This is a genomic window from Nitriliruptor alkaliphilus DSM 45188 (assembly GCF_000969705.1).
Classification (GTDB): domain Bacteria; phylum Actinomycetota; class Nitriliruptoria; order Nitriliruptorales; family Nitriliruptoraceae; genus Nitriliruptor; species Nitriliruptor alkaliphilus.
In genome coordinates, this window is record NZ_KQ033901.1 from 1276530 (window position 1) to 1303296 (window position 26767).

General features: G+C 72.8%; 27 protein-coding genes. 22 read left to right on the forward strand and 5 right to left on the reverse strand.

Annotated features, from left to right (window positions below):
- Positions 1 to 51: 51 nt before the first annotated feature.
- Entirely contained in the window at positions 52 to 483 is a 432-nt protein-coding gene (locus NITAL_RS06020; RefSeq protein ID WP_052665220.1) for a VOC family protein, read from the forward strand.
- Between the two features lie 18 nt (positions 484 to 501).
- On the opposite strand, the gene NITAL_RS06025 is transcribed toward NITAL_RS06020, so the two are convergent.
- Positions 502 to 1113 carry a hypothetical protein gene (locus NITAL_RS06025; RefSeq protein ID WP_052665221.1) on the reverse strand — a complete coding sequence of 204 codons (612 nt, stop codon included), beginning with the start codon at positions 1111 to 1113 and terminating at the stop codon, positions 502 to 504.
- Between the two features lie 580 nt (positions 1114 to 1693).
- On the opposite strand from NITAL_RS06025, the gene NITAL_RS28440 reads away from it, so the two are divergent.
- The gene (locus tag NITAL_RS28440) at positions 1694 to 2287 is read left to right on the forward strand and encodes an aminotransferase class V-fold PLP-dependent enzyme (RefSeq protein ID WP_211262232.1); all 594 of its coding nucleotides are present in this window, start codon (positions 1694 to 1696) and stop codon (positions 2285 to 2287) included.
- 86 nt (positions 2288 to 2373) lie between these two features.
- Here NITAL_RS28440 and NITAL_RS06035 read toward each other — a convergent pair whose 3' ends face one another.
- Together NITAL_RS06035 and NITAL_RS06040 are read right to left on the reverse strand one after the other, a co-directional pair.
- Positions 2374 to 3180 (reverse strand): ABC transporter permease, encoded by an 807-nt coding sequence (locus tag NITAL_RS06035; RefSeq protein WP_083441271.1) that lies wholly within the window; start codon positions 3178 to 3180, stop codon positions 2374 to 2376.
- On the reverse strand, positions 3177 to 4199 hold the full coding sequence (locus tag NITAL_RS06040; protein ID WP_052665222.1) for an ATP-binding cassette domain-containing protein: 1023 nt from the start codon (positions 4197 to 4199) through the stop codon (positions 3177 to 3179). Before NITAL_RS06040 ends, NITAL_RS06035 begins: the two co-directional genes overlap by 4 nt.
- A gap of 106 nt (positions 4200 to 4305) precedes the next feature.
- On the opposite strand from NITAL_RS06040, the gene NITAL_RS06045 reads away from it, so the two are divergent.
- Positions 4306 to 5061 carry a TetR/AcrR family transcriptional regulator gene (locus NITAL_RS06045; protein ID WP_052665223.1) on the forward strand — a complete coding sequence of 252 codons (756 nt, stop codon included), beginning with the start codon at positions 4306 to 4308 and terminating at the stop codon, positions 5059 to 5061.
- 40 nt (positions 5062 to 5101) lie between these two features.
- Here NITAL_RS06045 and NITAL_RS27045 read toward each other — a convergent pair whose 3' ends face one another.
- The gene (locus NITAL_RS27045) at positions 5102 to 5767 is read right to left on the reverse strand and encodes a hypothetical protein (RefSeq protein ID WP_052665224.1); all 666 of its coding nucleotides are present in this window, start codon (positions 5765 to 5767) and stop codon (positions 5102 to 5104) included.
- Between the two features lie 324 nt (positions 5768 to 6091).
- On the opposite strand from NITAL_RS27045, the gene NITAL_RS06055 reads away from it, so the two are divergent.
- Both NITAL_RS06055 and NITAL_RS06060 read left to right on the forward strand, forming a co-directional pair.
- Positions 6092 to 6610: a sigma-70 family RNA polymerase sigma factor gene (locus tag NITAL_RS06055; protein WP_052665225.1), complete on the forward strand. Its 519-nt coding sequence runs from the start codon at positions 6092 to 6094 to the stop codon at positions 6608 to 6610.
- On the forward strand, positions 6603 to 7817 hold the full coding sequence (locus NITAL_RS06060; RefSeq protein ID WP_052665226.1) for a hypothetical protein: 1215 nt from the start codon (positions 6603 to 6605) through the stop codon (positions 7815 to 7817). Before NITAL_RS06055 ends, NITAL_RS06060 begins: the two co-directional genes overlap by 8 nt.
- A 71-nt stretch (positions 7818 to 7888) precedes the next feature.
- Here the strand turns inward: NITAL_RS06060 and NITAL_RS06065 are convergent, their stop codons facing one another.
- Positions 7889 to 9331 (reverse strand): serine hydrolase, encoded by a 1443-nt coding sequence (locus NITAL_RS06065; protein ID WP_157041652.1) that lies wholly within the window; start codon positions 9329 to 9331, stop codon positions 7889 to 7891.
- A 182-nt stretch (positions 9332 to 9513) separates the two neighbouring features.
- Here NITAL_RS06065 and NITAL_RS06070 point away from each other — a divergent pair, with 182 nt between their 5' ends.
- The 17 genes from NITAL_RS06070 (at position 9514) to NITAL_RS06150 (ending at position 26762) form a co-directional block, all read left to right on the forward strand.
- A complete protein-coding gene (locus NITAL_RS06070; RefSeq protein ID WP_052665228.1) occupies positions 9514 to 11025 on the forward strand; it encodes an AlkA N-terminal domain-containing protein in 1512 nt (503 codons plus the stop codon).
- Between the two features lie 29 nt (positions 11026 to 11054).
- Complete coding sequence (locus NITAL_RS06075) at positions 11055 to 11561, forward strand: methylated-DNA--[protein]-cysteine S-methyltransferase (RefSeq protein ID WP_052669484.1); 507 nt, start codon at positions 11055 to 11057, stop codon at positions 11559 to 11561.
- An 85-nt stretch (positions 11562 to 11646) separates the two neighbouring features.
- On the forward strand, positions 11647 to 12828 hold the full coding sequence (locus NITAL_RS06080; protein WP_052665229.1) for a hypothetical protein: 1182 nt from the start codon (positions 11647 to 11649) through the stop codon (positions 12826 to 12828).
- A gap of 174 nt (positions 12829 to 13002) precedes the next feature.
- The gene (locus NITAL_RS06085) at positions 13003 to 13470 is read left to right on the forward strand and encodes an alpha/beta fold hydrolase (RefSeq protein ID WP_157041653.1); all 468 of its coding nucleotides are present in this window, start codon (positions 13003 to 13005) and stop codon (positions 13468 to 13470) included.
- 77 nt (positions 13471 to 13547) lie between these two features.
- On the forward strand, positions 13548 to 14519 hold the full coding sequence (locus NITAL_RS06090; RefSeq protein ID WP_052665231.1) for a DUF2867 domain-containing protein: 972 nt from the start codon (positions 13548 to 13550) through the stop codon (positions 14517 to 14519).
- 54 nt (positions 14520 to 14573) lie between these two features.
- Positions 14574 to 15239: a DUF192 domain-containing protein gene (locus tag NITAL_RS06095; protein ID WP_052665232.1), complete on the forward strand. Its 666-nt coding sequence runs from the start codon at positions 14574 to 14576 to the stop codon at positions 15237 to 15239.
- A 127-nt stretch (positions 15240 to 15366) separates the two neighbouring features.
- Positions 15367 to 16140 carry an IclR family transcriptional regulator gene (locus NITAL_RS06100; protein WP_052665233.1) on the forward strand — a complete coding sequence of 258 codons (774 nt, stop codon included), beginning with the start codon at positions 15367 to 15369 and terminating at the stop codon, positions 16138 to 16140.
- Complete coding sequence (locus tag NITAL_RS06105; protein ID WP_211262233.1) at positions 16137 to 17300, forward strand: amidohydrolase family protein; 1164 nt, start codon at positions 16137 to 16139, stop codon at positions 17298 to 17300. Before NITAL_RS06100 ends, NITAL_RS06105 begins: the two co-directional genes overlap by 4 nt.
- A gap of 205 nt (positions 17301 to 17505) precedes the next feature.
- Positions 17506 to 18216: an SRPBCC family protein gene (locus NITAL_RS06110; RefSeq protein ID WP_083441275.1), complete on the forward strand. Its 711-nt coding sequence runs from the start codon at positions 17506 to 17508 to the stop codon at positions 18214 to 18216.
- Between the two features lie 73 nt (positions 18217 to 18289).
- Complete coding sequence (locus NITAL_RS06115; RefSeq protein ID WP_052665234.1) at positions 18290 to 19600, forward strand: ABC transporter substrate-binding protein; 1311 nt, start codon at positions 18290 to 18292, stop codon at positions 19598 to 19600.
- A gap of 62 nt (positions 19601 to 19662) precedes the next feature.
- Positions 19663 to 20526, forward strand: a complete 864-nt coding sequence (locus NITAL_RS06120; RefSeq protein ID WP_052665235.1) for a branched-chain amino acid ABC transporter permease — start codon at positions 19663 to 19665, stop codon at positions 20524 to 20526.
- Positions 20523 to 21557 carry a branched-chain amino acid ABC transporter permease gene (locus NITAL_RS06125; RefSeq protein ID WP_052665236.1) on the forward strand — a complete coding sequence of 345 codons (1035 nt, stop codon included), beginning with the start codon at positions 20523 to 20525 and terminating at the stop codon, positions 21555 to 21557. Before NITAL_RS06120 ends, NITAL_RS06125 begins: the two co-directional genes overlap by 4 nt.
- Positions 21554 to 22315, forward strand: a complete 762-nt coding sequence (locus NITAL_RS27880) for an ABC transporter ATP-binding protein (RefSeq protein WP_052665237.1) — start codon at positions 21554 to 21556, stop codon at positions 22313 to 22315. Before NITAL_RS06125 ends, NITAL_RS27880 begins: the two co-directional genes overlap by 4 nt.
- Positions 22305 to 23015 (forward strand): ABC transporter ATP-binding protein, encoded by a 711-nt coding sequence (locus NITAL_RS06135; protein WP_052665238.1) that lies wholly within the window; start codon positions 22305 to 22307, stop codon positions 23013 to 23015. Before NITAL_RS27880 ends, NITAL_RS06135 begins: the two co-directional genes overlap by 11 nt.
- 15 nt (positions 23016 to 23030) lie before the next feature.
- The gene (locus tag NITAL_RS06140; RefSeq protein WP_052665239.1) at positions 23031 to 23891 is read left to right on the forward strand and encodes an FAD binding domain-containing protein; all 861 of its coding nucleotides are present in this window, start codon (positions 23031 to 23033) and stop codon (positions 23889 to 23891) included.
- Positions 23878 to 26232, forward strand: coding sequence for a xanthine dehydrogenase family protein molybdopterin-binding subunit (locus NITAL_RS06145; protein WP_052665240.1), 2355 nt, complete (start codon positions 23878 to 23880; stop codon positions 26230 to 26232). The genes NITAL_RS06140 and NITAL_RS06145 overlap by 14 nt, the downstream gene beginning before the upstream one ends.
- Complete coding sequence (locus tag NITAL_RS06150) at positions 26229 to 26762, forward strand: (2Fe-2S)-binding protein (RefSeq protein ID WP_052665241.1); 534 nt, start codon at positions 26229 to 26231, stop codon at positions 26760 to 26762. Before NITAL_RS06145 ends, NITAL_RS06150 begins: the two co-directional genes overlap by 4 nt.
- The last annotated feature ends 5 nt before the right edge of the window (positions 26763 to 26767 follow it).

Below are 26767 nucleotides of genomic sequence, written 5' to 3' on the forward strand. Positions count from 1 at the left end.
CGTCGCGGCTCGCGCGACACCCGACCCGATCGATCCGATGGAGGAACCACCGTGCTGACCCGACTCTCACACGCCACGGCGTACGTGCTCGACCAGGACGCGGCGCTCGCGTTCTACACGGACAAGCTCGGCTTCGAGGTCCGCAGTGACGTGTCGATGGGCGAGGCCTTCGAGGGTGCCGGTGCCGGCTTCCGCTGGCTGACGGTCGGCCCGCCGAAGCAGCCCGACGTCGAGATCATCCTCTCCGACGTGGGCATGGGGCGCGACGAGGAGACGGCCGAACAGTTCCGTGCTCTGGTCGCCAAGGGCGCGTTCGGCATCGGAGTCCTGGAGACCGACGACTGCCAGCGCACCTACGACGAGCTGTCGGCGAAGGGCGTGACCTTCCTCAGCCCACCGGCCGAACGTCCCTACGGCATCGAGGCGGTCCTGCGCGACGACTCCGGCAACTGGTTCAGCGTCACCGAGCGTCGCGAGGTGTGAGCGACCCCGGCCGGCTGCTCATCGTCGGCGGTTCGCACGGACCACGTAGGTCGCCGCGGCGATGAGCGCCCCGGCCAGCGCGACGCCGAGCGCCCCGCCGCGCCCCGCCGCACCGTCGAGGAACTGGCGGGACTGCGACGTCGGATCCGCGAGCACGATCGTGACGAACGCCGCGGCGGCAACGGTCAGCCCGATCGTCGCCGCTCGCTCCCAGCGGGCATCGGCCCCGTAGCGGTCCCGGAGGATGCGGCCCGCCTTGAAGATGCGGCGCACCCGGACGATCCGGAGGGCCCCGACGATCCGTGCCAGCCGCAGCAGCTGGACCGGGCCGACCGCGAACACGACCGCAGGGACGACCACGAGCGTCAGCCCGACGAGCCACCGGTTCCGCCGCAGCCACGCGCGCTTGTCCTCGGCGAGGACCAGCAGCACCACGGTCTCGGCGACCAGGACCGCGCCGGACACGGCGTTCAGCGTGCTGCCGGCGGTCTGGTAGGCGCCGTCGAAGAGGGTCAGGAACGTGGCGGGGATGGATGCCAGCGCGGCGATGAGGACCGGCCCGGACAGCCGCTCGGCGACGCGATCGGCGCGGTCCGTGCGTTCCGGCGCGTGTGGCTCGGTCGTGGTCACGGTCGGGTCCTCGTCGGCTGGCTGCTCCGCAGCCGGGGGACGTGCCGAACCTGCGAGCGGTCGGTGACGGTACCGGCGCGGCGGCGGACGCCCGGCCCTAACGTGCTCGGGCTGCCTCCCGCCTCACGATCGGACCGTCCCGTGCCGACACCGCTCGGCCGCTTCCACGTGCCCGTCCCGGACTACCTCGACACCGGGTCGCTCGGGTTGCCGACGATCGCCACCGTGGCTGCGATGCACGACGCGGTCGACGCGTGGCAGCGTGGCCAGGCGCGGGCGCCGGACTACGACGCGGCGGTCGCGGCCTGCCGTGCGGCGTTCGCCGAGCTCGTCGGCGTCGAGGCGTCGACGGTGGCCGTCGGTTCGCAGGTCTCGGTGCTGATCGGCACGGTGGCGACCTCGCTCGCACCGGGGACGGAGGTCCTCTGCCCGGAGGGCGACTTCACGTCGGTGCTGTTCCCGTTCCTCGCCCGCGAGGATCTCGAGGTCCGGCTCGTGCCGCTCGAGGCGCTCGCCGAGGAGGTGCGCCCCTCGACCGGACTCGTGGCGTTCAGCATCCGCCGACGGCCGCATCGCCGACGTGGACGCCATCACCGCCGCGGCGGCCGAGCACGACGCGATGACCCTCGCCGATGCGACGCAGGCCTGCGGGTGGCTGCCCGTGGCCGCCAGCCGGTTCGACGTGGTGGTCGCCGGCGCCTACAAGTGGCTGCTGTCCCCGCGAGGGACGGCGTTCATGTTCGTGCGACCCGACCGCCTGCACGACCTCGTCCCGGTGAACGCCGGCTGGTACGCGGGGGCCGACGTGTGGACCTCGATCTACGGCGGTCCGCTGCGGCTGGCCGGGGACGCCCGACGGCTCGACGTCTCGCCCGCGTGGCTGGCCTGGGTCGGTACAGGGCCCGCCCTCCAGGCGATCCTCGACCTCGGCGTCGACACGATCCACCGCCACGACGTCGCGTTGTCGGACCGGTTCTGCGACGGGCTCGAACTGCCGCGGACGGGTTCGGCGATCGTGTCGGTCGCGGCGTCAGACGCGCAGCTCGCGGCCCTGGAGGCTGCCGGTGTCCGCGCGAGCGTCCGGGCCGGGCGGGTGCGTGCCTGCTTCCACGTGACCACCGACGAGACGGATGTCGACCGGGCGGTCGCCGCGCTCCGCAGCGCCAGGCCGTGATCACCCCCCGCGGACCGCTCGGGTCCGCGAGGCCGGGACAGCCCGGGGCCCGGGCCACCTGCGGCCCGGGCCCGGTGCCGACGCGATCAGCTGTGGGCGCGGCGCATCGCGCGGGTGCCGAGGACGAGGCCCACCACCGCGAGCGCGACGACGCTGACGGTGCCCTGCAGGACGACCCCCTCGGTGAGGTCGCCGGCGAACAACGCCCGCTGCGCCTCGACCACGTAGGTCAGGGGGTTGAGCCGGCCGATCGTCTGCATCCAGCCGGGCCCCATCTCGAGCGGCAGCATCAGGCCGGACAGGAACAGCAGCGGGAACGTGACGCTGGACTGCACCATGTAGAACGCCTCCTGCTGCGCTCGCAGGGCGATGGCCAGGGCGTGCGACATCGCGCCGAACGCCAGGCCGAGGAGCGCGAGGAGCGCGAGCGCGATCACCACGCCGAGCGGGTGCGGTCGCAGACCGAACGGGAGCATCACCACGATGATGAGCACGCCCTGGGCGACCAGCGTCGCCACGTCACCGAGCGTCCTGCCGGCCAGCATCGAGGTGCGGTTGATCGGGGTGACCAGCAGACGCTCGTGCGATCCGGTCTGCATCTCGGTGAGCATCATGTAGCCGGTGCCGGCCGTGCCGAACAGCGCGAGCATGACGAGCACCGCCGGGACGAACCACAGCCATGGATCGCTCCCCTCGGTTCCGGCCATGCCCGGTGCGTCGACGACGCCGCCGAGCAGAGGGCCGAAGAAGGCGAGGAACACCAGCGGCTGCAGCATCCCGAACCCGAGGCCCCAGGGTTCGCGCAGCTGGGGCAGCGACTGGCGGATGAAGATCGTGATGGCGTCGCTGACGGGGGTGCCGCGACGGCCTGTGGCGATGGTCTGGTGGCTCAAGCGAGCACCTCCTGCGGTGTGGTGTGGACCCCGTCCTCGCGGGACCGGGCGTCGTCGGCGGCCTGCGCTTCCTCGCGCAGGCTCCGCCCCGTGAGGTGCAGGAACACGTCGTCGAGGGTCGGTCGGGACACTTCGGCACGCTCGACCTCGATGCCGTTGGCGTCGAGCTGGCGGAGGTAGCCCGGCAACACCTGTGCACCGTCGGGGATGCGCAGGTGGACGTCCGCCCCGTCCACGCGGACCGCGTGGAGGCGACCGAGCCGGTCGGCCACCTCGACGGCGGCCGCCGTGCGCCCGGGATCACTGAGGCCGATGGTGACTTCGTCCCCGGCGAGCTCGGCCTTCAGGCGCGCCGGCGTGTCGTCGGCGATGACCTTCCCGTGGTCGATGACGATGACCCGCTCGGCCATGCGCTCGGCCTCGTCGAGGTAGTGGGTGGTCAGGAACAGGGTGGTGCCGAACCGTTCCCGCACGCCGAGGACGTGTTCCCACAGGTTCGCGCGGTTCTGGGGATCGAGGCCCGTGGACGGCTCGTCGAGGAACAGCAGTGGTGGCGCGTGGACCAGCCCCATGGCGATGTCGAGACGGCGGCGCTGCCCGCCGGAGAGCGTCCCGGCACCGCGCTTGGCCATGCTCGTGAGCTGGAGCGCCTCGAGCAGCTCGTCGGCCCGCTGCCGGGCGTCACGCCACGCCAGACCGTAGGCGCGGCCCTGCAACACGACCTCGTCGCGGACCCGGTGGTAGTGGCCGGCGCCGTTGCCCTGCCCGATGTAGCCGAGCCGGCGGCGCACCTTCGCCGCCTCGGTCGTCACGTCGAACCCCGCGACGTTGGCGGTCCCGGCCGTCGGCGGCAGCAGGGTGGTCAGCATCCGCAGCGTCGTGGACTTGCCGGCGCCGTTGGGGCCGAGGAAGGCGACCAGCTCGCCCTCCTCGACGTCGAGGTCGATGGCGTCCACGGCCACGACGGGGTCGTCCTTCTTGACCGTGAAGGTTCGGGTCAGTTCGCGTGCTCGGATCATCCGGTGCTCCTCCGCCTGTTCCGTACGGCGTACGTAACCGAGAACAGTACGGCGTACGGTTCGCGGCGTCAACCGGTTACCCTGCGCGGGTGAGGAGGACGCTGCCGTGCCCGAGTCCCGCGACTACCCCGACCACGCCCGTGCGTTCCGCCTGCTGTGGCGCGGGCCGGACCAGCCGTCGGCGCGTTCCGGGCTCACCGTCGACCGGGTCGTCGACGCGGCACTCGAGCTGGCCAGCGAGGGCGGGCTCGCGGCGCTGTCGATGCGCAAGGTCGCCGAGCGGCTCGGCGTGGGTGCGATGTCGCTCTACACCTACGTGCCCGGCAAGGAGGAGCTCGTCATGCTCCTGGTCGAACGGGTGACCGGGGAGCTCAGCTCGGAGGTACCCGCCGGTGCGACGTGGCGGCAGCGGCTGGAGGTCATCGCGCGCGACTACTGGCAGCTCTACCGCCGCCACCCGTGGCTGGTCGACGTTCCGCTCACCCGCCCGGTCGGTGGCCCGAACACCTTCGACCGCTACGAGTTCGAGCTGCGTGCCGTCGAGGGGATCGGGCTCGACGACCTCGAGATGAACGGGGTCGTCGAACTGCTCCAGGCCCACGTCGAGGGCACCGCTCGCCGCTCGGTCGAGATCCGGCGCGACGCCGAGCGCAGCGGGGTCTCGGACGACGAGTGGTGGTACAGCGTCCTGCCCGTCCTCGAGGAGGTGATGGCCGACCGCGACTACGAGCTGGCCAGCCGTGTCGGCACCACGATCGGCGCCCCCCACACCGACCCGGCGTTCCTGTTCGAGTTCGGGCTCGCCCGCATCCTCGACGGCATCGAGCAGCTGGTCGCCTCGCGCGACGGCGGGCGTGGCTGAGCGCCCCGGCCGGACCAGCCGGCCGGGGCGCTGGACGGTGTCATGCGGCGTCGACCGCGGCGAGCCACTCGTCCCAGAACGACTTCCAGTGGTCGACGTCCGCGGCATCGGGCAGCTTCTCGTGGGCCACGGTGATCGCGACCCGGGCCTCGTCCCGCGGCGTCATCGAGATCTCGGCGGTCCCGGGGCCGACCCTGAGCCGGACGTTCTTCGACGTCGGCCGCGACCGCAGCTCGGTGTCGACACCCGGGAACAACGCGGCCCGCCCGTCGTCGTCGAGCAGCAGGTCGCGCAGCATCTCGGCGTCGACCGTGACGGTCCGCGACTTGCTCGCGGTGAAGGTGCCGTCGGGCCGCTGGAACGGCAGGCGCAGGCCGGTGATGCGCTCGTAGCCGACGGTCACGGCCTGGGCCCACCACCCGTCGGTGCCGTGTTCCTGCACCACGTCCACGATGGCGCCGTGGCTGGTGTCGTCGCCCAGCCGGTCGTCGAGCAGGTCGCACCAGGTGTCCCAGGTGCGCCCGGTGGCTTCCTCGATGGCGGCGTCGCTGTGCTCGGGGTCGGCCACCCAGGTCCGGGTGGTCGCGCCGTCCTCGGCCTGCCGTGCGGCACGCTCGATCAGGACGCGGCGTGCCGCGCCGTAGCGCTCGCCGGTCTCCGCCATGCGGGCACGGATCCGGCGCTTGAAGGATTCGTTGCGGGTCATCTCACAGCCTCACGTGTCTTGGCCGTGCCACCGCCGGCGTCCCGCGCGCACCGGCGTGCACGGGACACGTCGGTCGGATCACCCTCGCCGAGCACTCGAGGTCCCCTCTGCCTCCGTCCGACCGGGGTGCGGTCGGGCTCGGTAGCGCGGGCACCGAGGTGGAGGTCCGGCGGGGCGAGCCGCCGTCCCCGAACCGTACAGACGCCACCTCACCGCCGCCAGACCCCGCGGTCACGGCACCACGGCTGCGATGCTCCGAGTGATGCCGGGTGACCGATGGTTCGGCTCGTGCGTCTGGATGCGTGACAGACCTCCGGAGGGGACGTGGCGGGGAAGAAGCACGAGGGGTTCGAGGCCCTCGTCGGTCGCGAGTACGAACGGCTCGTCCGTGCGCTCGCCCTCTACTGCGGCGACACGGCCGTCGCCGAGGAGTTGGCCCAGGACGCGTTCGCCCGCGCCTACCAGCGCTGGTCGCACGTGGGGTCGATGGATCGACCGGACGCCTGGGTGCACCGCGTCGCCTTCAACCTGGCAGGGACCTGGTTCCGGCGCCGCTACGCCGAACGGCGGGCCTACACCCGCCACGGGCCACCCGAGGAACGCGAGGTCCCCGTCGACACCGCCGCCGGGTTGACCGTCCGCGCCGCGGTCCTCCGGCTGCCGCCGGGCCAGCGTGCCGCGATCGTGCACCGCTACTTCCTCGGCCGATCGGTGGCCGAGACCGCCGATGCGCTCGGCACCTCGCCCGGTGCGGTCAAGCAGGCCACCTTCAAGGCGATGGCGGCCCTGCGCGAGGCGATCGGGGACGACATCGAGGCGCACGTGGAGGTGGACCGTGCCTGAGCTCCGTGACCTGCTGGAGGAGGCCGCGCCGCACAGCCGCGGCCCCGCTCCGATCGACGAGATCGTCCGTCGCGGCCGACGTCGGTCGGTGACGACGCGTGTCGCCTCGGCGGCGGTGGTGCTCCTCGCCCTCGTGGCAGCCTTCAACGTGCTGCCGTCCCCCTCCCCGTCCCCCATCGTCGACGAGCCACGGCCCGACGAGGACGGCCGTCCCGTGGGCGCCGACGTCGAGGTGACGATGCAGCCAGGGTTCGACGGCCCAGCCGCGGACCAGGTGGCGCAGCGTCTCGATCCGAAAGCGCTGCCGGGCACCGCCGAGGTCGTCACCTGGGCCGAGACCGGCCTCGGCCGGATCGACGTGGTGCGCTACCGGACGCACGGAGGCGAGATCACCACCGAGGAGGACGGCGAGCTGTACACCGAGTGGGACGGTCCGCACTGCCTCGCCGTGACCCCCGGCGACAGATCACCGCAGCCCCAGTGCGGCCCGACGCCGATCCACCTCGTCGATGACCTGCCGCTCGGGGCGGGTGTCCACCGCATCCTCGCCGCAGGGGGTGGCTCGTGCGCGTCGATCCAGACCGCGCTGAGCGTCCCGCTCGAGGTCCACGAGGTGGTCCTGTCAGCGGCCGACGGCGGGTCCGTCTCGGTCGTCCCACACGAGGGGCTCGTCTTCGCGCACCACCCCGGCCACTGGGACGGACCGTGGAGCGTGGCGTTGTACGACATCGAGGGTCGGCACCTTGGCGCCGCGTCCCTACCGGACACCGTCAGCAGCTACTTCCGGGCCGAGTGTGAGGCGGACGCCCGTGTCGCCGCCACGCCGGGGACCGCGACCGTGACGGTCGACGGCGCCCTGGGCGGGGCGTACGTCGCCGACCACGTGCGCTCGCTGCGTTGGCCGACCGGGCCTGGTGACGAGCTCCGCGCCGAGTTGGTGTCGCTGCGCGAGGGTGTCGCCGTGCAGCTGCGCGTCCGGCTCGGGTCCGGGGATGCGGACCGCACGCGCGTGGAGCTGCGGTTGCCGACCGTCGATCCGGCCGCGCCACCACCGGTCTTCACGGCCAGTGGGGACGCGTGCCGGACGGATGTCGCCGAGGTGGCCGAGCGGGACGTCCGGGGCCGGATCGACTGCGAGCTCGTCTCGGAGGGCGGGGCGACCATCACGGTCCGCATCGACGTGGAGGTGGCCGAGGCGGCGGGGTAGCGGTCAGCCGACGGTGTGAGGTCGATGTCGCGTTCCTGCGAGGGGTCGGCCTCTCGCTTCACCGCCCCCAGCTACGTCCGGGGGAGGTCAGCCAGGAGCCGCCTGAACAGACCCTCGAGGGTGGCCTTCCCGTACTCGTGGCTCGGGCTCCCGGTGGTCATGACGCTGAGTGCGACACGCGTGCCGTCGTGGTGGCGCAGGAGCACCACCTGGTGGTCGACCGAGCCGGTCCCCGGGCCCCAGCCGCCCTTGAAGTGCTTGGTCCACCCATCGGTGGCGACCTGGCCGATACCCCACCGCTGCTCGGGCACGACCTGGGTGAGCAGTTGGCGTGCGTAGTCACGGTGTCGGCTCGGCACGTAGCGGTCGAACGCGAGCATGAAGCGCGCCTGGTCCCGGGCGGACGTGCGGCTGTTGCCCCACGGCCGGGTGAAGTGGAAGTCCCGCATCCCCGCCCGCTCCGCCAGTGCGTTCATGCCCTCGGGGCCGACCATGTCGGCGATCCGCGTCCCGGGCTCGTTCGCCGAGCGGCGGATCATCGGCTCGAGGAGGTCGCGGTCGTCGGCGGTGAGCGGCCGATCGCGCACGTCGGGGTGATCGAGGTAGGCGACCAGGAACATCACCTTGATGACGCTGACGGCCGCGACCTGCGTGCTGGCGCGGTGCCCCACCAGCTGACCGTCGGTACCGATGACCGCGAAGCTGATCGAGCCGGTGCGCCCTTCGGCGTAGTCCACAGCCGCGTCGATCCGCGGTACCCAGACGGGGGACGGGCACTCGGGGTCCGGCTTCCGCCGTTCGACCTCGCCGGCCTCGATGGCGTCGAGCGTCCCGATCGCCCGCGCGAGCACGCTGGCGGCCTGCTGACGCTGCAGCGAGCGGAGCGGCTCGTACCGGCCGCCCCCATCGCCGCAGGGGTAGGCGACACCGTCGACCAGGCCGAACTCGAACGCCGCCTCGATGGCATCCCGGTGGACGCTGCCGACGATGTCGTGGAACAGCGGCCCCGAGGTGGCGAGCAGCTCGTCGCCGGTCGCCCATCTCGCGGCACGGCGGAGCAGCGAGGCGGTCTGGTCGCGGCGGACGAGACGTCCCGGCGCGAACGACCGGCCGTCCACACCCTCGATCACCCCCGCGCTCGCGAGCGTGTGGACCTCGCGGTCGAAGGTGTGGCCCGCGGGGACGTCATCGAACCGGGGTCGCCGCGGTTCGGGCAGACGGTCCGCTCGGCCGGTCACATCGAGGAGCCGGTGCAGCATCCCGGCGAACTGGCCGCGATCGACCGCCGCGGTGGGGTCGAACCGTCGCCGTCCGTCGGCCGTCACCGATCCCCGGACGATGCCGAGGTGCCACAGGCAGTCCACCGCATCGCGGTGCACCGAGCTGATCCGGTCGCGGTCGACGAAGGGTGCCGCCGACACGTCCGCGCACGGATGGCGGTCTCCATCGCGGTGCGCATCGGCGTCGGCGGAGGCTGGCACGGACAGGATCGCGAGCACGGTCGCGAGCACCACCGCGATCACCGTTGCGTTGGCGTTGCTCCACACGGAAGGCCCCCCCGATCGGTACAGACGACGCTAGCGTCCGGCCCGCCCAGGGGACGGCCACAGCGTCCGAGCTCCCGGCGCGTCACGGACCTGAGGTCGATGTCGCGTTCCTGCTAGCGGCCGGTGCGACGGGGGGTGACACTGCGGCCATGCACATCGACCACGACCGTTGCCTCCGCGCCATGCGCGCCCGGGACGCCCGCTTCGACGGGTGGTTCTTCACCGCCGTGCGCACCACCGGCATCTACTGCCGGCCGAGCTGCCCCGCCATCACCCCGAAGGCCGCGAACGTCGAGTTCCACCCCTCGGCCGCGTCGGCGCAGCGTGCCGGCTTCCGTGCCTGCAAGCGGTGCCGACCGGACGCCAGCCCAGGCTCACCCGAGTGGGACCTGCGGGCCGACACCACGGCCCGCGCGGTCCGGCTGATCGCGGACGGCGTGGTCGACCGCGAGGGGGTCGCGGGTCTGGCACGCCAGCTCGGGTACAGCGCACGGCAGATCGAGCGGCACCTGCAGGCCGAGCTGGGCGCCGGGCCGCTGGCGCTCGCTCGGGCACACCGGGCCCAGACGGCACGCATCCTGATCGAGACGACGTCGCTGCCGTTCGGTGACATCGCGTTCGCTGCCGGCTTCGGCAGCATCCGCAGCTTCAACGACACCGTCCGGACCGTCTTCGACGTCACCCCGAGCGAGCTGCGCGGCCGCTCGACGTGTACGACGAGGTCGCACGGCCCCGCCGCCGGCGTGGTCGAGTTGCGCCTGCCCTTCCGGCAGCCGTTCACCCCGGACAGCCTGTTCGGCCACCTCGCCGCGACCGGCGTCCCCGGCGTCGAGGAGTGGCGCGACGGTGCCTACCGGCGCACGCTCCGCCTGCCGCACGGGCACGCGATCGTGGAGCTGCGCCCACGACCCGACCACGTCGGCTGTCGGCTCCGCCTCACCGACCTGCGCGACCTGACCGCGGCGGTCGGGCGGTGCCGCCACCTCCTGGACCTCGACGCCGACCCCGTCGCGGTGGACGAGCTCCTGGCCGGCGATCCGTCGCTCACCGACCTCGTGGACCAGGCTCCGGGTCGCCGGATCCCGCGGACGGTCGACGCGGAGGAGTTCGCCGTCAGGGCCGTCCTCGGCCAGCAGGTCTCGACGGCCGCGGCCCGGACGCACGCCGCCCGGCTGGTGCAGACCCTCGGCGAGCCCGTCGAGGATCCCGACGGCGGTCTGGCCCACTTGTTCCCCTCGGCGGAGGCGCTGGCCGGTGTCGACCCCGACACGCTCGCCATGCCACGTTCACGACGGGCCGCGCTGTCGGGCCTGGTCGAGGCGATCGCCGCCGGCGGTCTCGACCTCGGCCCCGGGGCGGACCGTGACGCGGCGCGGGCGGCCCTCCTCGCCCTGCCGGGCCTCGGCCCCTGGACCGTCGAGGTGATCGCCATGCGCGGCCTCGGCGACCCGGATGCGTTCCCCGCGACCGACCTCGGCGTCAAGCTCGCGGCGCAGCAGCTCGGCCTGCCGACCACACCCGCAGCCCTGCTCGCCCACGCCGCACGGTGGCGGCCTTGGCGGGCCTACGCCGTCCAGCACCTCTGGGGTGCCCTCGACCACGACATCAACGTCCTGCCCGGCACCGCGCCGGTGGAGGCCACCGACGGGACGGCCGCGTGAGCCGCCCGACACCGAACGGAACCGACGTGATCACCGCGACCGCCACCAGCCGTGTCCACACCACCGTGTTGTCACCGATCGGCCCGCTGACCCTCGTGGCGACCGACGGGATCCTCAGCGGCCTGTACATGGACGCGCAGCGGCACGCGCCGGACGAGGCGACCTTCGGTCCGCGTGACCACGGTCCGTTCGGTGACGTGGAGCTGCAGCTGGCCGAGTACTTCGCCGGTGACCGGACGGACTTCGACGTGCCGCTGCGGCTCGAGGGCACCGAGTTCCAGCGTCGGGTGTGGACCGCGCTGCGCGAGGTGCCGTACGGGCGGACCTGGTCCTACGGGCAGCTCGCCGACCACATCGGATCGCCGGGCGCGTCGCGAGCGGTCGGCCTCGCCAACGGCCGCAACCCGATCGCGATCATCGTCCCGTGCCACCGTGTCGTCGGTGCCGACGGCAAGCTCACCGGGTACGGCGGCGGGCTCGAGCGCAAGCAGCAGCTGCTCGACCTCGAGCGGGACGGCAGCGACCGTCTCTTCTGAGGACCGTGGAACCACCGGGCTCGGCGCGACGTCCCACCGGCACCCGACCGCGAGCCACGGGGGGACGCTCATACGCACGACGAGGATGACCGCCCGCGTTGCAGGGCTGGCCGCGCTGGCCCTGGTCCTCGGAGCGTGCGGGCAGGGTGGTCCCACGCCGTCGGTCGACCCCGGGACGGACGCGGCGGCACCCGACGGGGGTGCGGGCGCCGACGACGGGGCCACGGCGACACCCGTCGACCTGCCGACCTGCCCCGAGTGGGACGCGCCGCGGACCTACGACCCGCCGCCCGAGGACCAGCCCGAACCCGACGCAGCGCTCACCACCGCCAACGTCAACCCCGACATCCCGGTGGAGGCCGACGGCGAGGACGCCTTCCCCGGTGAGCACGGGGCGTTGCTCGGTCAGGCACGCGACTGGGCCGAACGTGAGGCGCCCGATCACTACGCGGGCCTGTGGCTCGACAACCAGCACGGCGCGACGGTGATGGCCTTCACCGACGAGGTGGACCGGTACGCCGCCGAGCTGCGCGAACGGTTCGGCGCTGGTTGGTGGGTGGTCCGGGGCGAGCACAGCTACGCCGACCTCCTCGAGGTGCAGGCGACCGTGAACGCCCGGATGGGGGGCGGTGCGGACAGCGTCGGCACCCCACCCGGGACGGTCGTCGGCTCGGGCCTGCGCGACGACATCCAGCGGGTGACGGTCACGGTCGTCGGTGGGGACACCGCGGCGCTCACCGAGCTCGCAGCGGACCTCGATCACCCCGCGGTGTGCTTCGAGGTGCTCGACCCGCCGCCGAGCTACGACCCCGACGGGCCGGTTCGGACCCTCGCGACCGTGCCGGGCTGGCGCGACGACCTCGACCCCCTTGGTGACGGCGCCCTCGAGATCGCCTACGACCGCGAGGTGGCCGAACGCGCCTTCGCCGAGAACGTGCCGGACGACCTACCGCGCGATGCAGGGCACGCGGCCGAGGACGGGCTGCACGCCGATCTCGACACCGTCGACTGGGACCGCGAGGTGCTCGTCATCTGGTCGGGCGGGCGGTCGGGCAGCTGCCCCGTGTGGGTCGAGGACGTCCACCTCGACGGCGACCGGGTGGCGGTGGCCGTGGCATCGCCCTCCGAGGGGGCCTGCACCGCGGACTTCAACCCCTTCCGCGCCGTGCTGGCGGTGGACCGCGACCGGCTCCCCACCGAGGACGCACTGCCGATGCCGGTGGGCGACCGGCCGGACATCGAGGCCGTGCCCTACCCCGCAGGCTGACCGCCCAGCAATCCGGCGGGACCTGCACCGTTCCGCGCGTGGTTCCGACCCGCACCGCGTGTCGCGGGCGTACGGTCGCGGGCGCGGTCAGGTCGACCGCCACGTCGAGTGAGATCGGGCCGTACCCGTTTCGGCCGCACGCTGCAGATGGCGTGCCCGGCGTTCGCTCCGGGGATGCGCACCCCGCCGTTCATGCGCCTGGTGATGACGCGCGGTGTGGGGCCGCTGCTCGGCGCCTTGCCGCCGAGCGCGCGCGTCGGTCGGTCGATGATGCGGCAGATCGGCCACGGGGCCAGCCTCGACGCCGGCACGCTCTCGCAGGACCTCCTCGACTGGTACCTGGCCCTGCAGCGCTACACCGACACCTCGGCGAACGAGGGTCGCATGATCGCCAGCCTCGGCGGCCCGCTCGGGTTCGACCGTCGCCTCACCATCCCCGACGAGGTCCTCGGCCGCGTGACCTCGCCCACGGTCTTCCTGTGGGGCGAGGACGACACGTTCGGCGGGGCCGAGGTCGCCCAACGGATCGTCGCCGCGATGCCGAGGGCGTCGCTCCAGATGATGCCGGACGCCGGCCACCTGCCCTGGATCGACGACCCCGACCACGCGGCGAAGGCGGTGATGGACCACCTCGCCGGCTGACCCGCCGTCGCGCCCCGCCGGACCGTACGCTACCGTACGGTCCGGAACGTACGGAACCGTACGGAAGGGCGCTGGCCATGCGGAACGTGCACGAACGCGAGATCGCGGCGCCGGCGGAACGCCTGGCGGCGGCCTTCGACCGGCTCGGGGGCGACGACGACCAGCTCTGGCCGACCCCGGTGTGGCAGCCGCTGGTCCTGGACCGGCCTCTGCAGGTCGGCGCGGACGGTGGGCACGGGCCGGTCCGCTACTGGGTCAGCGAGCACGAGCCGGGCCGGCGGGTCCGCTTCACGTTCCACCCGGGCTTCGGGCTCGACGGCCACCACGAACTGACCGTCGACCCGCTCGGCCCGGACCGGTGCGTGGTCCGCCACGTCCTCGAGGCTCGGACCACGGGTGCCATGCGGTTGCTCGTTCCGACCGTGGTCCGCTGGCTGCACGACGCCGAGGTCGAGGACCTGCTCGACGGGATGGAGCGGGTGGCCACCGGCGAGGTCGCGGACCCGGCCCGCTGGTCGCCCTGGGTACGTCTGTGGTGGCGGCTCACCGAACACCCGAGGCCGACCGCGGTCGCGGTGCCGGACGCCGCGGCACTCGCGCGGGATGCGCTGGCAGCCCCTGACTTGGTCGACGCCTGGCAGGTGCCGCTGCTGCGTGGCATGCCGTCGGACCCTGCCGTGTGGGCCACCGCGATCTTCGGGCACCGCCCGCGCTGGGTCGACGCCCTGCTCTGGCTGCGCAACGGCGCCGTCCGGGTCGTGGGCATCGACCGCGGCGACGAGCGCAGCTTCGCCACGATCGCGAGCGATCACCGCGAGGTCCTGCTCGGCAGCGACGCGAACCACCTCGACTTCCGCGCGTCGATCCTGGTCGACGAGCGGGCCGTCACCGTCAGCACCGTGGTCCGCACCCACAACCGGCGTGGCCGGGCCTACATGGCGCTCGTCTGGCCGCTGCACCCGGTGATCGTGTGCGCCATGCTCGCCCGAGCCCGGCGCGAGTTGGCCCGCAGGGCCACGCGGGCCGAGGTCCACGGCACCGCCGCCTGAGGCGCGACCCCGGCCGTGGTGCCGCGGCTCGAGCCGGCCGGGTAGCGTCGTGCCATGCGTACCTCCACCCTGCCCTCCCGCCGCCCCGCGCCCTGGCGTGCCCTGGCTGCGGCGGCCCTGACGGCCTGCCTCCTCGCGGCCTGCGGCGACGACGACCCCGCCCTGACCGACGCGCGTCCGATCGACGACGTCCCCGTCGGCGAGGACGGGGCGACCGACGCGACGCCGCAGCCGGACGTGCCGGGCGTGACCGAGGCGATCCCGTCCGACGACATCGCCACCGAGCAGGGCGCCGAGCGGCGCGTGCCGCCCTTGCTCGACGTCGTCGACGACTGGCCCGAGACGACCGTCACCCTCGACGGGACGACGACCATCGTGGCGAAGGTCGCCGCCGACGGCGACCGTCGCCGCCAGGGTCTGATGAACGTGCCCGACCTGCCCGACGGGGTCGGGATGCTCTTCCTCTTCGACGAGCCCCGTACGGGTGGCTTCTGGATGAAGGACACGCTGGTCCCGCTCGACATCGCGTACGTCCTCGACGGCGAGGTCGTGGCCGTCCTCCAGATGGACCCGTGCGAGGCCGACCCCTGCCCGACCTACGACCCCGAGACCGAGTACGACGCGGCCCTCGAGGTGGGCCAGGGGGTGCTCGCCGAGGTGGGCGTGCACGAGGGCTCGACGGTCACCTGGACCGATCCGGTCGGGCTCGAGCCGGCGTAGGTCGCCGCGCTCGGACGGCAGCCATCAGCACACCCTTGACCGGAGACTGTTCGTCTGCGAATGTTCGTATACCAACAGTGAATGGTGTTCGATGACATCGAACGGCAGCGGACGGCGGTCGCGCTCGGTGGAACGCGCACTCGCGGTCCTCTGCGCCGTCGCGGAGGACGCTGAACCCACCGGGGTCAGCGAGGTCGCGCGCCGCACCGGCCTGCCCAAGAGCACCGTCCACCTCAGCCTGCAGACCCTGCGGCACGCGGGTTTCGTGCAGCAGGACGAGACGTCGGACCGGTACGTGCTCGGGCTCCAGGCGGCGCTCATCGGGGTCCACGCGGCCGAGCGTTCCGCGGTGGCTGCGGCGCTGGCACCCGGCATGCAGGAGCTCGCGGCGCGGTCGAGCGAAGCCGTGTCGCTCGGTGTGCGCTCGGATCGGTCGGTCGTCTTCGTCAAGCGCTTCGAGACCTCGCACGTGCTGCGCACGAGCATCCGGACGGGCACCCGGATGCCGCTCCACGCCTCGGCCAGCGGCAAGTGCCTCCTCGCCGAGATGTCCGAGGACGAGCTCGTCGAGCTCTACCCCGACGAGGTCCTCCCCGCGCAGGCCAGCAACACCATCCGCGAACGCAGCACGCTGCTCGAGGAGCTCGCACGGATCCGCGAACGTGGGTACAGCCACGCCCGCGACGAGTTCCTCGACGGCATCTCGGGCGTCGCCGTGCCGGTCCGGTTCGGGACGAAGGTCGTCGCCGCGGTGAGCGTGGCCGGCCCGACCTCGCGACTCAACGCCGAGGACTGGGTGGCGGATCTGCAGGCGTTGACCACCCCCGCCGACCCGGCCGTGATCGCCGCGGGCGGCGTCCCCGACGATCCCGGTACCACCACCCAGGAGGTAGAAGCGTGACCCATCGACTGCTCGTGACCGGGATCGGCACCCTGCTGACGGGGCGCATCGACGCGCCGATCGCGGAGGCCGACGCCGTGCTCGTCGAGGACGGGAAGGTGGCCGCGATCGGGGACGCGAGCGACCTCGACGGTGAGGGTCCCGTGCTCGACGTCAACGGCGCGACCCTCGCCCCCGGGCTCGTCGACGACCACGTCCACCCGGTGCTCGGCGACTACACCCCACGCCAGCACCAGGCGAACTACCTCGAGGGGTTCGTGCACGGCGGGGTGACGACGGTCATCTCGGCGGGCGAGGTCCACACCCCCGGACGGCCGAAGGACCGTGAGGGCACCAAGGCCCTCGCGGTCCTCGCGGCCAAGTCCTTCCGCACGGTGCGGCCGAGCGGGGCCAGGGTCCACGCCGGGGCGCTGTTGCTCGAGGAAGGGCTGACCGAGCAGGACTTCCGCGACCTCGCGGTCCAGGGGGTCCACCTGGTCGGGGAGATCGGGATCTCGGGCGTGCAGGATCCCGACACCGCCGCCCAGATGACCGCGTGGGCGCAGGCCGCGGGGATGACCGTGACCGCCCACGTCGGGGGCAAGTCGGTCCCGACGAGCCGGACCATCGACGCGGAGTTCGTCGTCGCCGTGCGCCCGGACGTCGCTGCGCACGTCAACGGCGGTCCCACCGCCACGGGCATCGAGGACGTCGAGCGGATCCTGGTCGAGACCGACGCCTACGTCGAACTGGTCCACAACGGCAACGTCCGGGCGGCGCGCGACGTCGCCACCCTGGTCGCTGAACGCGGCGAGCTGCACCGCCTGCTGATCGGGACCGACTCGCCGGCGGGAACCGGCGTCGTCCCCCTGGGGGTGCTGCGCACCCTGTCGTGGATCAGTGCGCTGGCCGGCATCCCCGCGCCGGAGGCCCTCGCGGCCGCCAGCGGCAACACCACCACCGCGCGCCGCGTCGCCGGCGGGGTCATCGAGGTGGGTGCCCCGGCCGACCTGATCGTCACCGACGCACCGGACGGCAGCCGCGCCGATGACTTCTGCGGCGCGCTCGCCGCGGGCGACACCCCGGCGATCGCCGCGGTGGTGGTGGATGGCAAGGTCGTCGTGGCCAAGAGCCGCAACACGCCGCCGCCCAAGCGCGTTCCGCGGCTCCCCGAGGGGTGAGCTGTCGACCGCGGCGCGTGACCCGGCGTCTCGCGCCAGGGACGTAACGGGAGGTTCACGAGAACGGAACCCGCTGGGCTTGACCACGGTTCGTTCTTATGCGAATGTTTGTATACCAACAGTGAATGGCGTTCGATGGGACCGAACGGGAGCGGGAGCCCGACGCGATCGAGCACCACCGCCCACCGACCTCACGAGGCAGCCCGTGCAGTTGCGTAACACCTTCTCGGTCCCGGCACCGCCCGACGCCGCGTTCGCCGCGCTCCTCGACCTCGAGCGCATCGCACCCTGCATGCCCGGCGCCGAGCTCACTGGACGCGACGGGGAGGCGTTCCAGGGCCGCCTCAAACTGCGCGTCGGTCCGATCACGGCCGCCTACCAGGGGGCCGTCACCGTCGGCGATGCGGATGCGGTGGCACGCCGGGCACGGCTGACCGCCTCCGGCACCGAGATCGGCGGGCAGGGCGCCGCCAGCGCCACGGTGGTCGCCACCGTCAGCGCCAACGGCGTCGACGGCAGCCAGGTCGAGGTCGTCACGGACCTTGACATCCGCGGGAAGGCGGCGCAGTTCGGTCGAGGCGCCCTCGGCGAGGTGACCCAGCGCGTGCTCGACCAGTTCGCCCGCAACCTCGAAGCGACGTTCACCGCGCCGGCGATCACCGACGGTCACGCCGGCGGGCTCGGACCGGCACCGGCGGCCGCCGGTGAGCCACCGTCGCCGACAACGGCGGGTCCTGCGGGCGACGACCTCGACGTCCTGCGCGTGATCGTCGGGCCACTGGTGGCCCGGGCGGCACCGGTGCTCGCGGCCCTCGCGATCGGCGTCCTCCTCGGGCGTGCGACACGGCGGCGATCGCCCCGAGCGCCCTCGTCGGCGCCGTGGCCGCCACCACCGTGGTGGGCGCCCCCCGGCTGAGCGCCAGGTCTCGAGCAGCACACGTAGCGGCAGGCCCCGCGCCCCGCGGGACCGGATACGGAGAGGAACACACATGAGGTACGGACGAACCCGACGCACCGGCGCCGCCGTCGCGGCGAGCGTGCTGCTCGCCGCTTGTTCGGGGTCGGCGGTCGACTCCGGCGACGAGGGGCAGGCGGTCGACGCTGCTGACGCGGCGACGGACGGCTCCGCGACGGACGGGGACGAGGACGAGGCGACGCAAGGCTCGGTGACGGTCGGCCTCATCAACCCGCTCACCGGTCCCTTCGCGGCCCTCGGTGAGGACACCAACGATGGGTTCCAGCTGTACCTCGACGAGCGCGGCGGCGTCCTGTCGGGCTACGAGGTGACGGTCGTCTCGGAGGACACCGCCAACGACACCGCGGTCGCGATCGAAGGCGTCGAGCGGCTCCTCGGACGGGGCGCCGACGTGCTCGTCGGGTTCGTGAACTCGGGGGTGACCTACGGTGCCAGCGAGGTCGTCCGGGAGGCCGGTGTCCCGCTGATCATCACCACGGCCGGTGCCGACGACCTGACGCAGCGCGACGCGGCCGAGAACATCTTCCGCGTGTCGTACACCTCGTCGCAGGACTCGATGCCGCTCGGCGAGTACGCCTGCCAGGAGCTCGGCTACGAGACGGTCGCCATGGTCGGCCTCGACTACGCCTTCGGCTGGGAGGCCGCGGGTGGGTTCGCCATGGCCTACGAGGACGCGGGCTGCGAGATCGTCCAGGAGCTCTACGCCCCGCTCGGGACCCAGGACTGGGCCCCCTTCGTCCAGCAGATCGACCGGAGCGCCGACGCGGTCTGGACCGTGATCGCCGGCTCGGACGCCATCCGCTTCACCCGGGCCTACAGCGACTTCGGCGTGGACCTGCCGATGCTCGGCCACGGCTCGACCACCGACGAGCAGGTCCTCGAGGAGCAGCAGCAGTTCGCCGAGGGCGCCGTCACGACCCTGCACTACTCCGGAGTTCTCGACACGGAGGACAACGTCGCGTTCCGGGAGGCCTTCGAGGAGGAGTACCGCTCCGTCTCGCAGTACGCGGAGCACGGCTACGCCGCCGCCATGGTCATCGAGGCTGCGCTCGCCAACATCGATGGCGAGGTCACGTCCGAGGCACTCGTCGACGCCATCGCTGCGGTGGAGGTGGACGCGCCGCGTGGACCGTTGGCCTTCGATGAGCACGGCCAGGCCGTCTACAACGTCTACGTGCGCGAGACCACGCAGGACGATGACGGTCGCTGGGTCAACGAGGTCGTCCACACCTTCGAGGACGTGTCGCAGTTCTGGACCTACGACCCGGAGGAGTTCATGAGCGGCGAGCGGATGGCCGACCGTCGCGGCACCTGGACCGGCTGACCCCTCGGTGGGCTGCGGTGTCCGGCCGCAGCCCACCGACCCACCACCAGAGAGGTAGGGACGTGGGAGAACTGCTCGGTCACACCCTCAACGGTCTGTCGTTCGGGGCGTTGCTGTTCCTGCTCGCCAGCGGCCTGACCCTGACGTTCGGCCTGATGCGCACGGTCAACCTCGCCCACGGCGCTTTCTACGCCATCGGTGGCTACGTCGCGCTGGACGTGTTGCGACGCACCGACCGGTACTGGCTCGCGATGGCCGTCGGCATCGTCGCCGCCACGGTGATCGGCGTCGCCTTCGAGCGGCTCGCGTTGCACCGCGTGCTCAACAAGGAGCTGCCGCAGATCATCATCACCGTCGGGTTCGCGTTCCTGGTCGCCGATCAGATCCTGGCGTACTACGGCGGCCGGCCCATGTCGCCACCCCGGCCTCCGGGGCTGGACGGCGTCCTCCGTCTCGAGAACTTCGCCTTCCCGCACTTCCGCATGGCCCTCATCGTCGTGGCGCTCGCGGTGTTCGCCGGCCTCCAGCTGTTGCTGACGCGCACCAAGGTCGGGGCGATGGTCCGCGCCTCGGTCGACGACGAGTGGATCGCGCGCTCCGTGGGGATCCGCGTGCCGCTCATCTTCGTCACCGTCTTCGGTATCGGCACCGCGCTCGCCGCGTTCGCCGGGGTGTGGGGCGGCGCGTTCACCGGACTCGCCCCGGGCGGCGAGTGGGAGATCCTCCTGCTCGCCCTCGTCGTGGTGGTCGTCGGCGGCCTCGGCTCCGTGCCGGGGGCACTGCTCGCGGCCTTGGCCGTCGGGCTGCTCGACGAGTTCGGCAAGTGGTTGTTCCCGACCTACGCGCTCTTCACGGTCTACGCCCCGGTGGTGCTCCTGCTCGCGATGCGGCCGCGCGGGTTCCTCGGCAAGAAGGAGTTCGCGTGAGCAACGTGTCGTCACGATCGTCGGCGGCCCTGAAGGCGCTCTCCGTCCTCTTCCTGCTCGCGCTGGTGGCCGCGGTCCCCCTCACGCTGAGCGGCTTCCACACCGGGGTGGCCACCCGCATCGCCATCTTCGCCCTGTTCGGGATCGCGTTCAACATCGTCTTCGGCGCCGGAGGCATGCCCTCGCTCGGTCACGCGGCCTTCTTCGGGGTGGGTGGCTACCTCGTCGCGATCGGGACCCTGCGCTACGACCTCGGCTTCGTGTCCGTCTTCGTGCTCGCGCTGCTCCTCGGTGGACTGCTCGGTGCGCTCGTCGGCGCGCTGACCCTGCGCACCAACGCGGTCTACCTGCTGCTCCTGACGCTCGCCGTCGGGCAGGCGGTCTGGGGGTTGGCCTTCCAACAGGTGCGGTGGACCGGTGGCGACAACGGCCTCGCGGGGATCTCACGCGACCTGCTCCCGATCGGCGGCGCCAACGCGGCGACCTTCTACTGGGCCGTACTCGCGATCGTGACGGTCTTCGGCACCCTCGTGTGGTGGTTCCAGCGGTCTCCGGCCGGTGTGGCCATCGTCGCCCACCGCGAGAGCCCGTCGCGCCTCGCCGCGCTCGGGTACCGGGTCGGCAGCTACCGCATCGCCGCGTTCGCGGTCTCGGGTGCGGTCGCCGCCATCGCGGGGGTGCTCTACGCCCTCCTGAACCGGTTCGTCGGACCGGAGAACGTCGCCTGGCAGACGAGCGCCGAGGTCATGGTCTTCGCCATCGCCGGGGGTGCGACCTACTTCGCGGGCCCGATCGTCGGCGCCCTCCTGCTGGTCAGCCTCGAGACCTGGGTCAGTGGGTTCACCAACCGCTGGCTGACCATCCTGGGGCTGACCTACATCTTCACCATGCTGTTCCTGCCGCAGGGCGTGCTCGGTCTGGTCGACGACCTCGTCCGTCGGCGGCGCAGCCGCCAGAGGGACGCGGAACGCCTGCTCGTGGCCGCAGCACCGCCCGGTCCCCAGGTCCACAACGAGGAGGTGCCGTCGTGACCGCCGACGCCGTCGTCACCGAGAACCTCACCATCGCCTTCGGCGGCCTCACGGCCGTCGACGGGGTCGACCTCCAGATCCCCGCGGGCCAGCGTCGGGCCATCATCGGCCCGAACGGTGCCGGCAAGACGACGCTGTTCAACCTCATCGCCGGGCAGCTACGCCCCACCGCCGGTCGCGTCCTGGTCGGCGGGGAGGACATCACCGGCCAGTCCGTCCACGCCCGCAGTCGAGCTGGGATCGCTCGCACCTTCCAGCTCAGCAACCTCTTCGGCCAGCTGACCGTGGCCGACAACGTGCGCCTCGCCATCGCCGGCGGCGACCCGTCGGTGCGCCGCACGTTCTGGCGGCCCCTGGCCGGGTTCGCCCACGTCGAGCGACGCGTGGCCGATCTGCTCGCGCGGTGGGAGCTCGATGACGTCGCCGACGAGCGCCCGAGCGAGCTGTCCTACGGTCAGCAGCGCATCCTCGAGCTCGTGCTCGCCACGTCGGGAGATCCGCGGGTGCTCCTGCTCGACGAGCCGACCGCCGGTGTGTCCAAGAGCGAGGCGGAGCGGCTGGCCGACACCATCGCCGCCCTCCCGCGTGACCTGACCATCGTCCTCGTCGAGCACGACATGGACATCGCGTTCCGCCTCGCGGACGAGGTCACCGTGATGGTCAACGGCCAGGAGCTGGTGACCGGGTCGCCAGACGTGGTCGCCAGCGACGAACGGGTCATCGATGCCTACCTCGGGAGCGACCACGATGTTGCTTGAAGCACGTGACCTCGACACCTACTACGGGCCGAGCCAGGTCCTCCACGGGTGCAACATCGAGATCGCCGAGGGCGAGTGCGTGGCGGTGCTCGGCCGCAACGGCGTCGGCAAGACGACGCTCGTGCACTCCCTCGCGGGCCTCATCGCGGTCCGCGGAGGTTCGGTCCACTTCGATGGCAAGGACATCACCAAGGCGCCGCCCGAGAAGCGGCTGGTCGCGGGGGTGACGCTCGTGCCGCAGGGCCACCGGGTGTTCCGCTCGTTGACGGTGACCGAGAACCTCACCGTGGCCGAGCGTCGCAGCGATGCCGAGGGGACGTGGCGCATCGATGACGTCTACGATCGGTTCCCCATCCTGCGCGAGCGCGCGAAGCAGTCGGCCGGCAACCTCAGCGGAGGCCAGCAGCAGATGCTCGCCGTCGCTCGGGCGATGCTCGGCAACGGCCGCGTCGTGCTGATGGACGAGCCCTCCGAGGGGCTCGATCCGCAGCGTGTGACCCTCATCGGCGACATCATCACCGAGCTCAAGCGACGTGGAACCGCGGTGCTCCTCGTCGAGCAACGCGTGGCCTTCGCCCTCAAGGTGGCCGATCGCGTGGCGTTCATGGTCCGTGGCGAGGTCGTGGAGTCGCTCGACGGGGACGTGGTCCGCGCCGACCCGGACCTCGTGACCCGCCACCTCGGCCTCGTCGGGGCGTAGGCCCTCGGAGGCGTCGTGAAGCCTGCTCCCTTCCTCTACCGCCGTGCCGAGACCCTCGAGCACGCGCTGGCGCTGCTCGCCGAGCACGGCGACGAGGCGAAGCTCATCGCCGGCGGCCAGAGCCTGGCGGCGGTGATGAACCTGCGCCTGTCCCGGCCCGAGCTGCTGATCGACATCGACCGTCTCCCGGGGATGTCGTACGTCCTGCCCGAGGACGGCGGCGTACGCATCGGAGCGCTGACCCGCCACCGACACCTCGAGCGCTACCCCGCGCCGCTCGACGGGTTCGACCTCCTGCCGGCCGCGGCCGAGCTCGTCGGCCACTACCCGATCCGCACACGCGGCACCTTCGGGGGCAGCATCGCGCACGCCGATCCGGCCGCCGAGTGGGTGCTGGTGGCGACGCTGCTCGACGCGCGGATCCGGATCGCCGGGCGGCACGGCACCCGGACCGTCCCGGCGGCCGAGTTCTTCCACGGGTTCTTCACCACGGCCGTCGGTCCCGACGAACTGGTCACCGAGGTGGTGCTGCCGGCGGGCCGTGACCGGTCGGCGATCGCCGAGTTCGCCCGCCGTCACGGTGACTTCGCGGTGGTCGCTGCCACGGTCGCGTTCGACCTCGACGAGGACGGCACGATCCGCCGACCGCGGCTCGCCCTCGGCGGGGTGGGCGCGACGGCCGTGCGCGTCCCCGCCGCCGAGGAGATGCTGGAGGGCGAGCACCCCCGGCCGGAGCTCTTCGCCGCTGCGGGGCAGGCCGCCGCGCGCGGGATCGACCCACCGGCCGACGCCCACGGGGACGCCGGCTACCGGCGGCACCTGACCCGGACGCTGGTCCAGCGCGCGCTCCAGGAGGCCACCGATGCACGGGACTGAGCCGCGGTGGATCGGCGCGAAGCTGCGTCGCGTCGAGGACCGCTCGCTGCTGACCGGCGCCGGCACGTTCACCGACGACGTCCGCCCGCGTGGGTCGCTCGACGCCTACTTCGTCCGGGCGGATCTCGCCGGCGCGCCCCTGCTCGGGATCGACACCTCGGCGGCCCTCGAGGTGCCGGGTGTCCACGCGGTGCTGACGGACGCCGACCTCGGTGCCCCCGGCATCGTCGCCATCCTGGATCGGCCGGAGTTCGTCGCCACCGAGATGCCGCTGCTCGCTCGGGACACCATCCGCTACGCCGGCGAGCCCGTGGCGCTCGTGCTGGCCGACTCGGCCTACGCGGCCGAGGACGGCGCCGACCGCGTGGCGGTGGACCTCGGTGGTGCGCGCCCGGTGCTGACCATCGAGGACGCCCTCGACGGCCTCGGACCCGTGCACGCCGAGGCGCCCGGCAACGTGCTGCTCGACGTCCAACTGCACGACGACGACACCCTCGACGAGGTGCTCGACGACGCGACCGTCGTCATCTCCGAGACCTTCACCTCGGCCCGCGTCACGGCCGCGCCGATGGAGTCGCGCGCCACGGTCGCCTCGTGGGAGCCGCGAGAGCAGCGGCTGGTCGTGTGGACCTCCACGCAGGTCCCTCACCTGGTGCGCACCTGCATCGCCCGCGCCTTGGAGGTCCCCGAGTCGACCATCCGTGTGATCGCTCCGGACGTCGGTGGCGGGTTCGGACAGAAGTGCGCCGTGGCCCGCGAGGAGGTGGCGGTGGCCGTGGCGGCCTACCGCAGCCGCGGCACCGTGCGTTGGGCCGAGGACCGACGTGAGAACCTCGTCGGGGCCTTCCAGGGCCACGAGCAGCGCTACACCGTCCGCGCCGGGTTCGACGCGGACGGCCGACTCGTCGGTGTCGACCTCGACGTGGTCTGCGACGTCGGGGCCTACTCCTGCTTCCCCTTCAGCTGCGGGGTCGAGCCGCTCATGGCGGCCGGCGAGTTCCCCAACGCCTACAAGGTCCCCCGCTACCGGGTCCGCACCCGCGGGGTGGCGACCACGAAGGCGCCGATGGCCCCCTACCGCGGGGTGTCGCGACCGCAGATCTGCTTCGTGATGGAGCGGCTCCTCGACCTGGCCGCCCGGGAGCTCGGCATCGACCGCGCCGACGTCCGCCGGCGCAACGTCATCCGGCGTGACGAGTTCCCCTACACCGGCGTCACCGGGATCACCTACGACGCCGCCACGTACCTCGAGGCGCTCGAGCTCGGCCTGGAGGCGGTCGACTACGAGGCGTTCGCGGCGCGTCGAGCCGCGGGACGGGCCGAGGGTCGGCTGCTCGGCCTCGGCTTCTCGTGCTTCAGCGAGCGCACCGGCTACGGGACCGCCACGTTCGCCGCGCGTGGGATGGTGGTCACGCCCGGCTACGAGAGCGCCCGCATGACGATGGATCCGAGCGGCAAGGTCGAGGTCGCCGTGGGCGCCAGCGCCCACGGCCAGGGTCACCGCACCACGCTGGCGCAGGTGGTGGCCGACCAGCTCGGCATCCACCCCTACGACGTCCGGGTCGTGCAGGGGGACACCGACGTGACGCCCTACGGGTGGGGCACCTTCGCCAGCCGTGGCGCTGCCGTGTCGGGAGGGGCCTGTCAGCTGGCCGGCGGCAAGCTCGCCGACAAGCTGCGCCGGGTCGCCGCCCACCTCTTCGAGGCCGACCCGGACGACATCGAGCTGCGCGCAGGCGGCGCCGAGGTGCGGGGTGCGCCGGAGCGGCGCTACCCCCTGGCCGAGCTCGCCCGGATCGCCCACCACGAGCGCCACCGCCTGCCAGAAGAGGAGGAGGCGCGGCTCGAGGTCCACGCTGAGTTCGACCCGCCGGGGACGTTCTCGAACGCCGCGCACGTCGTCGTGGTGGAGATCGACCCGGGGACCGGTGGCGTGGACATCCTCGACTACGTGGTCGTCGAGGACTGCGGCGTGGTCATCAACCCGACCATCGTCGACGGGCAGGTCCGTGGCGGCGTCGCCCAGGGCATCGCCTGCGCGCTGTACGAGGAGCTGCGCTACGAGCCCGACGGTGGGCAGTGCACCACCTCGACCTTCATGGACTACCTCGTGCCGACGGCGGGCGAGATCCCGCCCATCCGCATCCTGCACCTCGAGACACCATCGGAGCACAGCGAGACGGGCGCGAAGGGGATGGGGGAGGGCGGCACCATCGGCGCGCCCGCGGCCATCGCCAACGCGGTGGCCGACGCGCTGTCGCACGTCGCGGCCCGCGTGAACCGGCTGCCGATCACGCCTGCCGACGTGGTGTCGGCCCTCACCCGCCAGGAGCACCCGTGACCGAGCACCACACCATCGACCTCGACGTCAACGGCCGCGCGCACCGGGTCACCGTCGAGGCGCGGCGCACCCTGGCCGACGTGTTGCGTCAGGACCTCGGCCTGACCGGCACCCACCTCGGGTGCGAGCACGGCATCTGCGGCGCGTGCACCGTCCTCGTCGACGGCGAGCCGGCCCGCTCCTGCCTGCTGTTCGGTGTGCAGCTCGCGGGACGGCGCATCGAGACCGTCGAAGGGCTCGCCGCCGAGGACGGCACCTTGTCGCCGCTGCAGGAGGCCTTCAGCGAGCAGCACGGCCTGCAGTGCGGGTTCTGCACCCCCGGTTTCCTGATGCTGGCGACGGGCCTCCTGCGCGAGGACCCGGCACCCGACGACGACACGATCCGGGAGGTGGCCGCGTCCAACCTCTGCCGCTGCACCGGCTACCAGGGGATCCTCGACGCCATCCGTTGCGCCGTGGATGCCGGCGACCGGGAGGACAGGCCACCGGGTGGCTCCGTACCGGACGGCGCCGGGACGGCGGCCGGGTGAGCGCG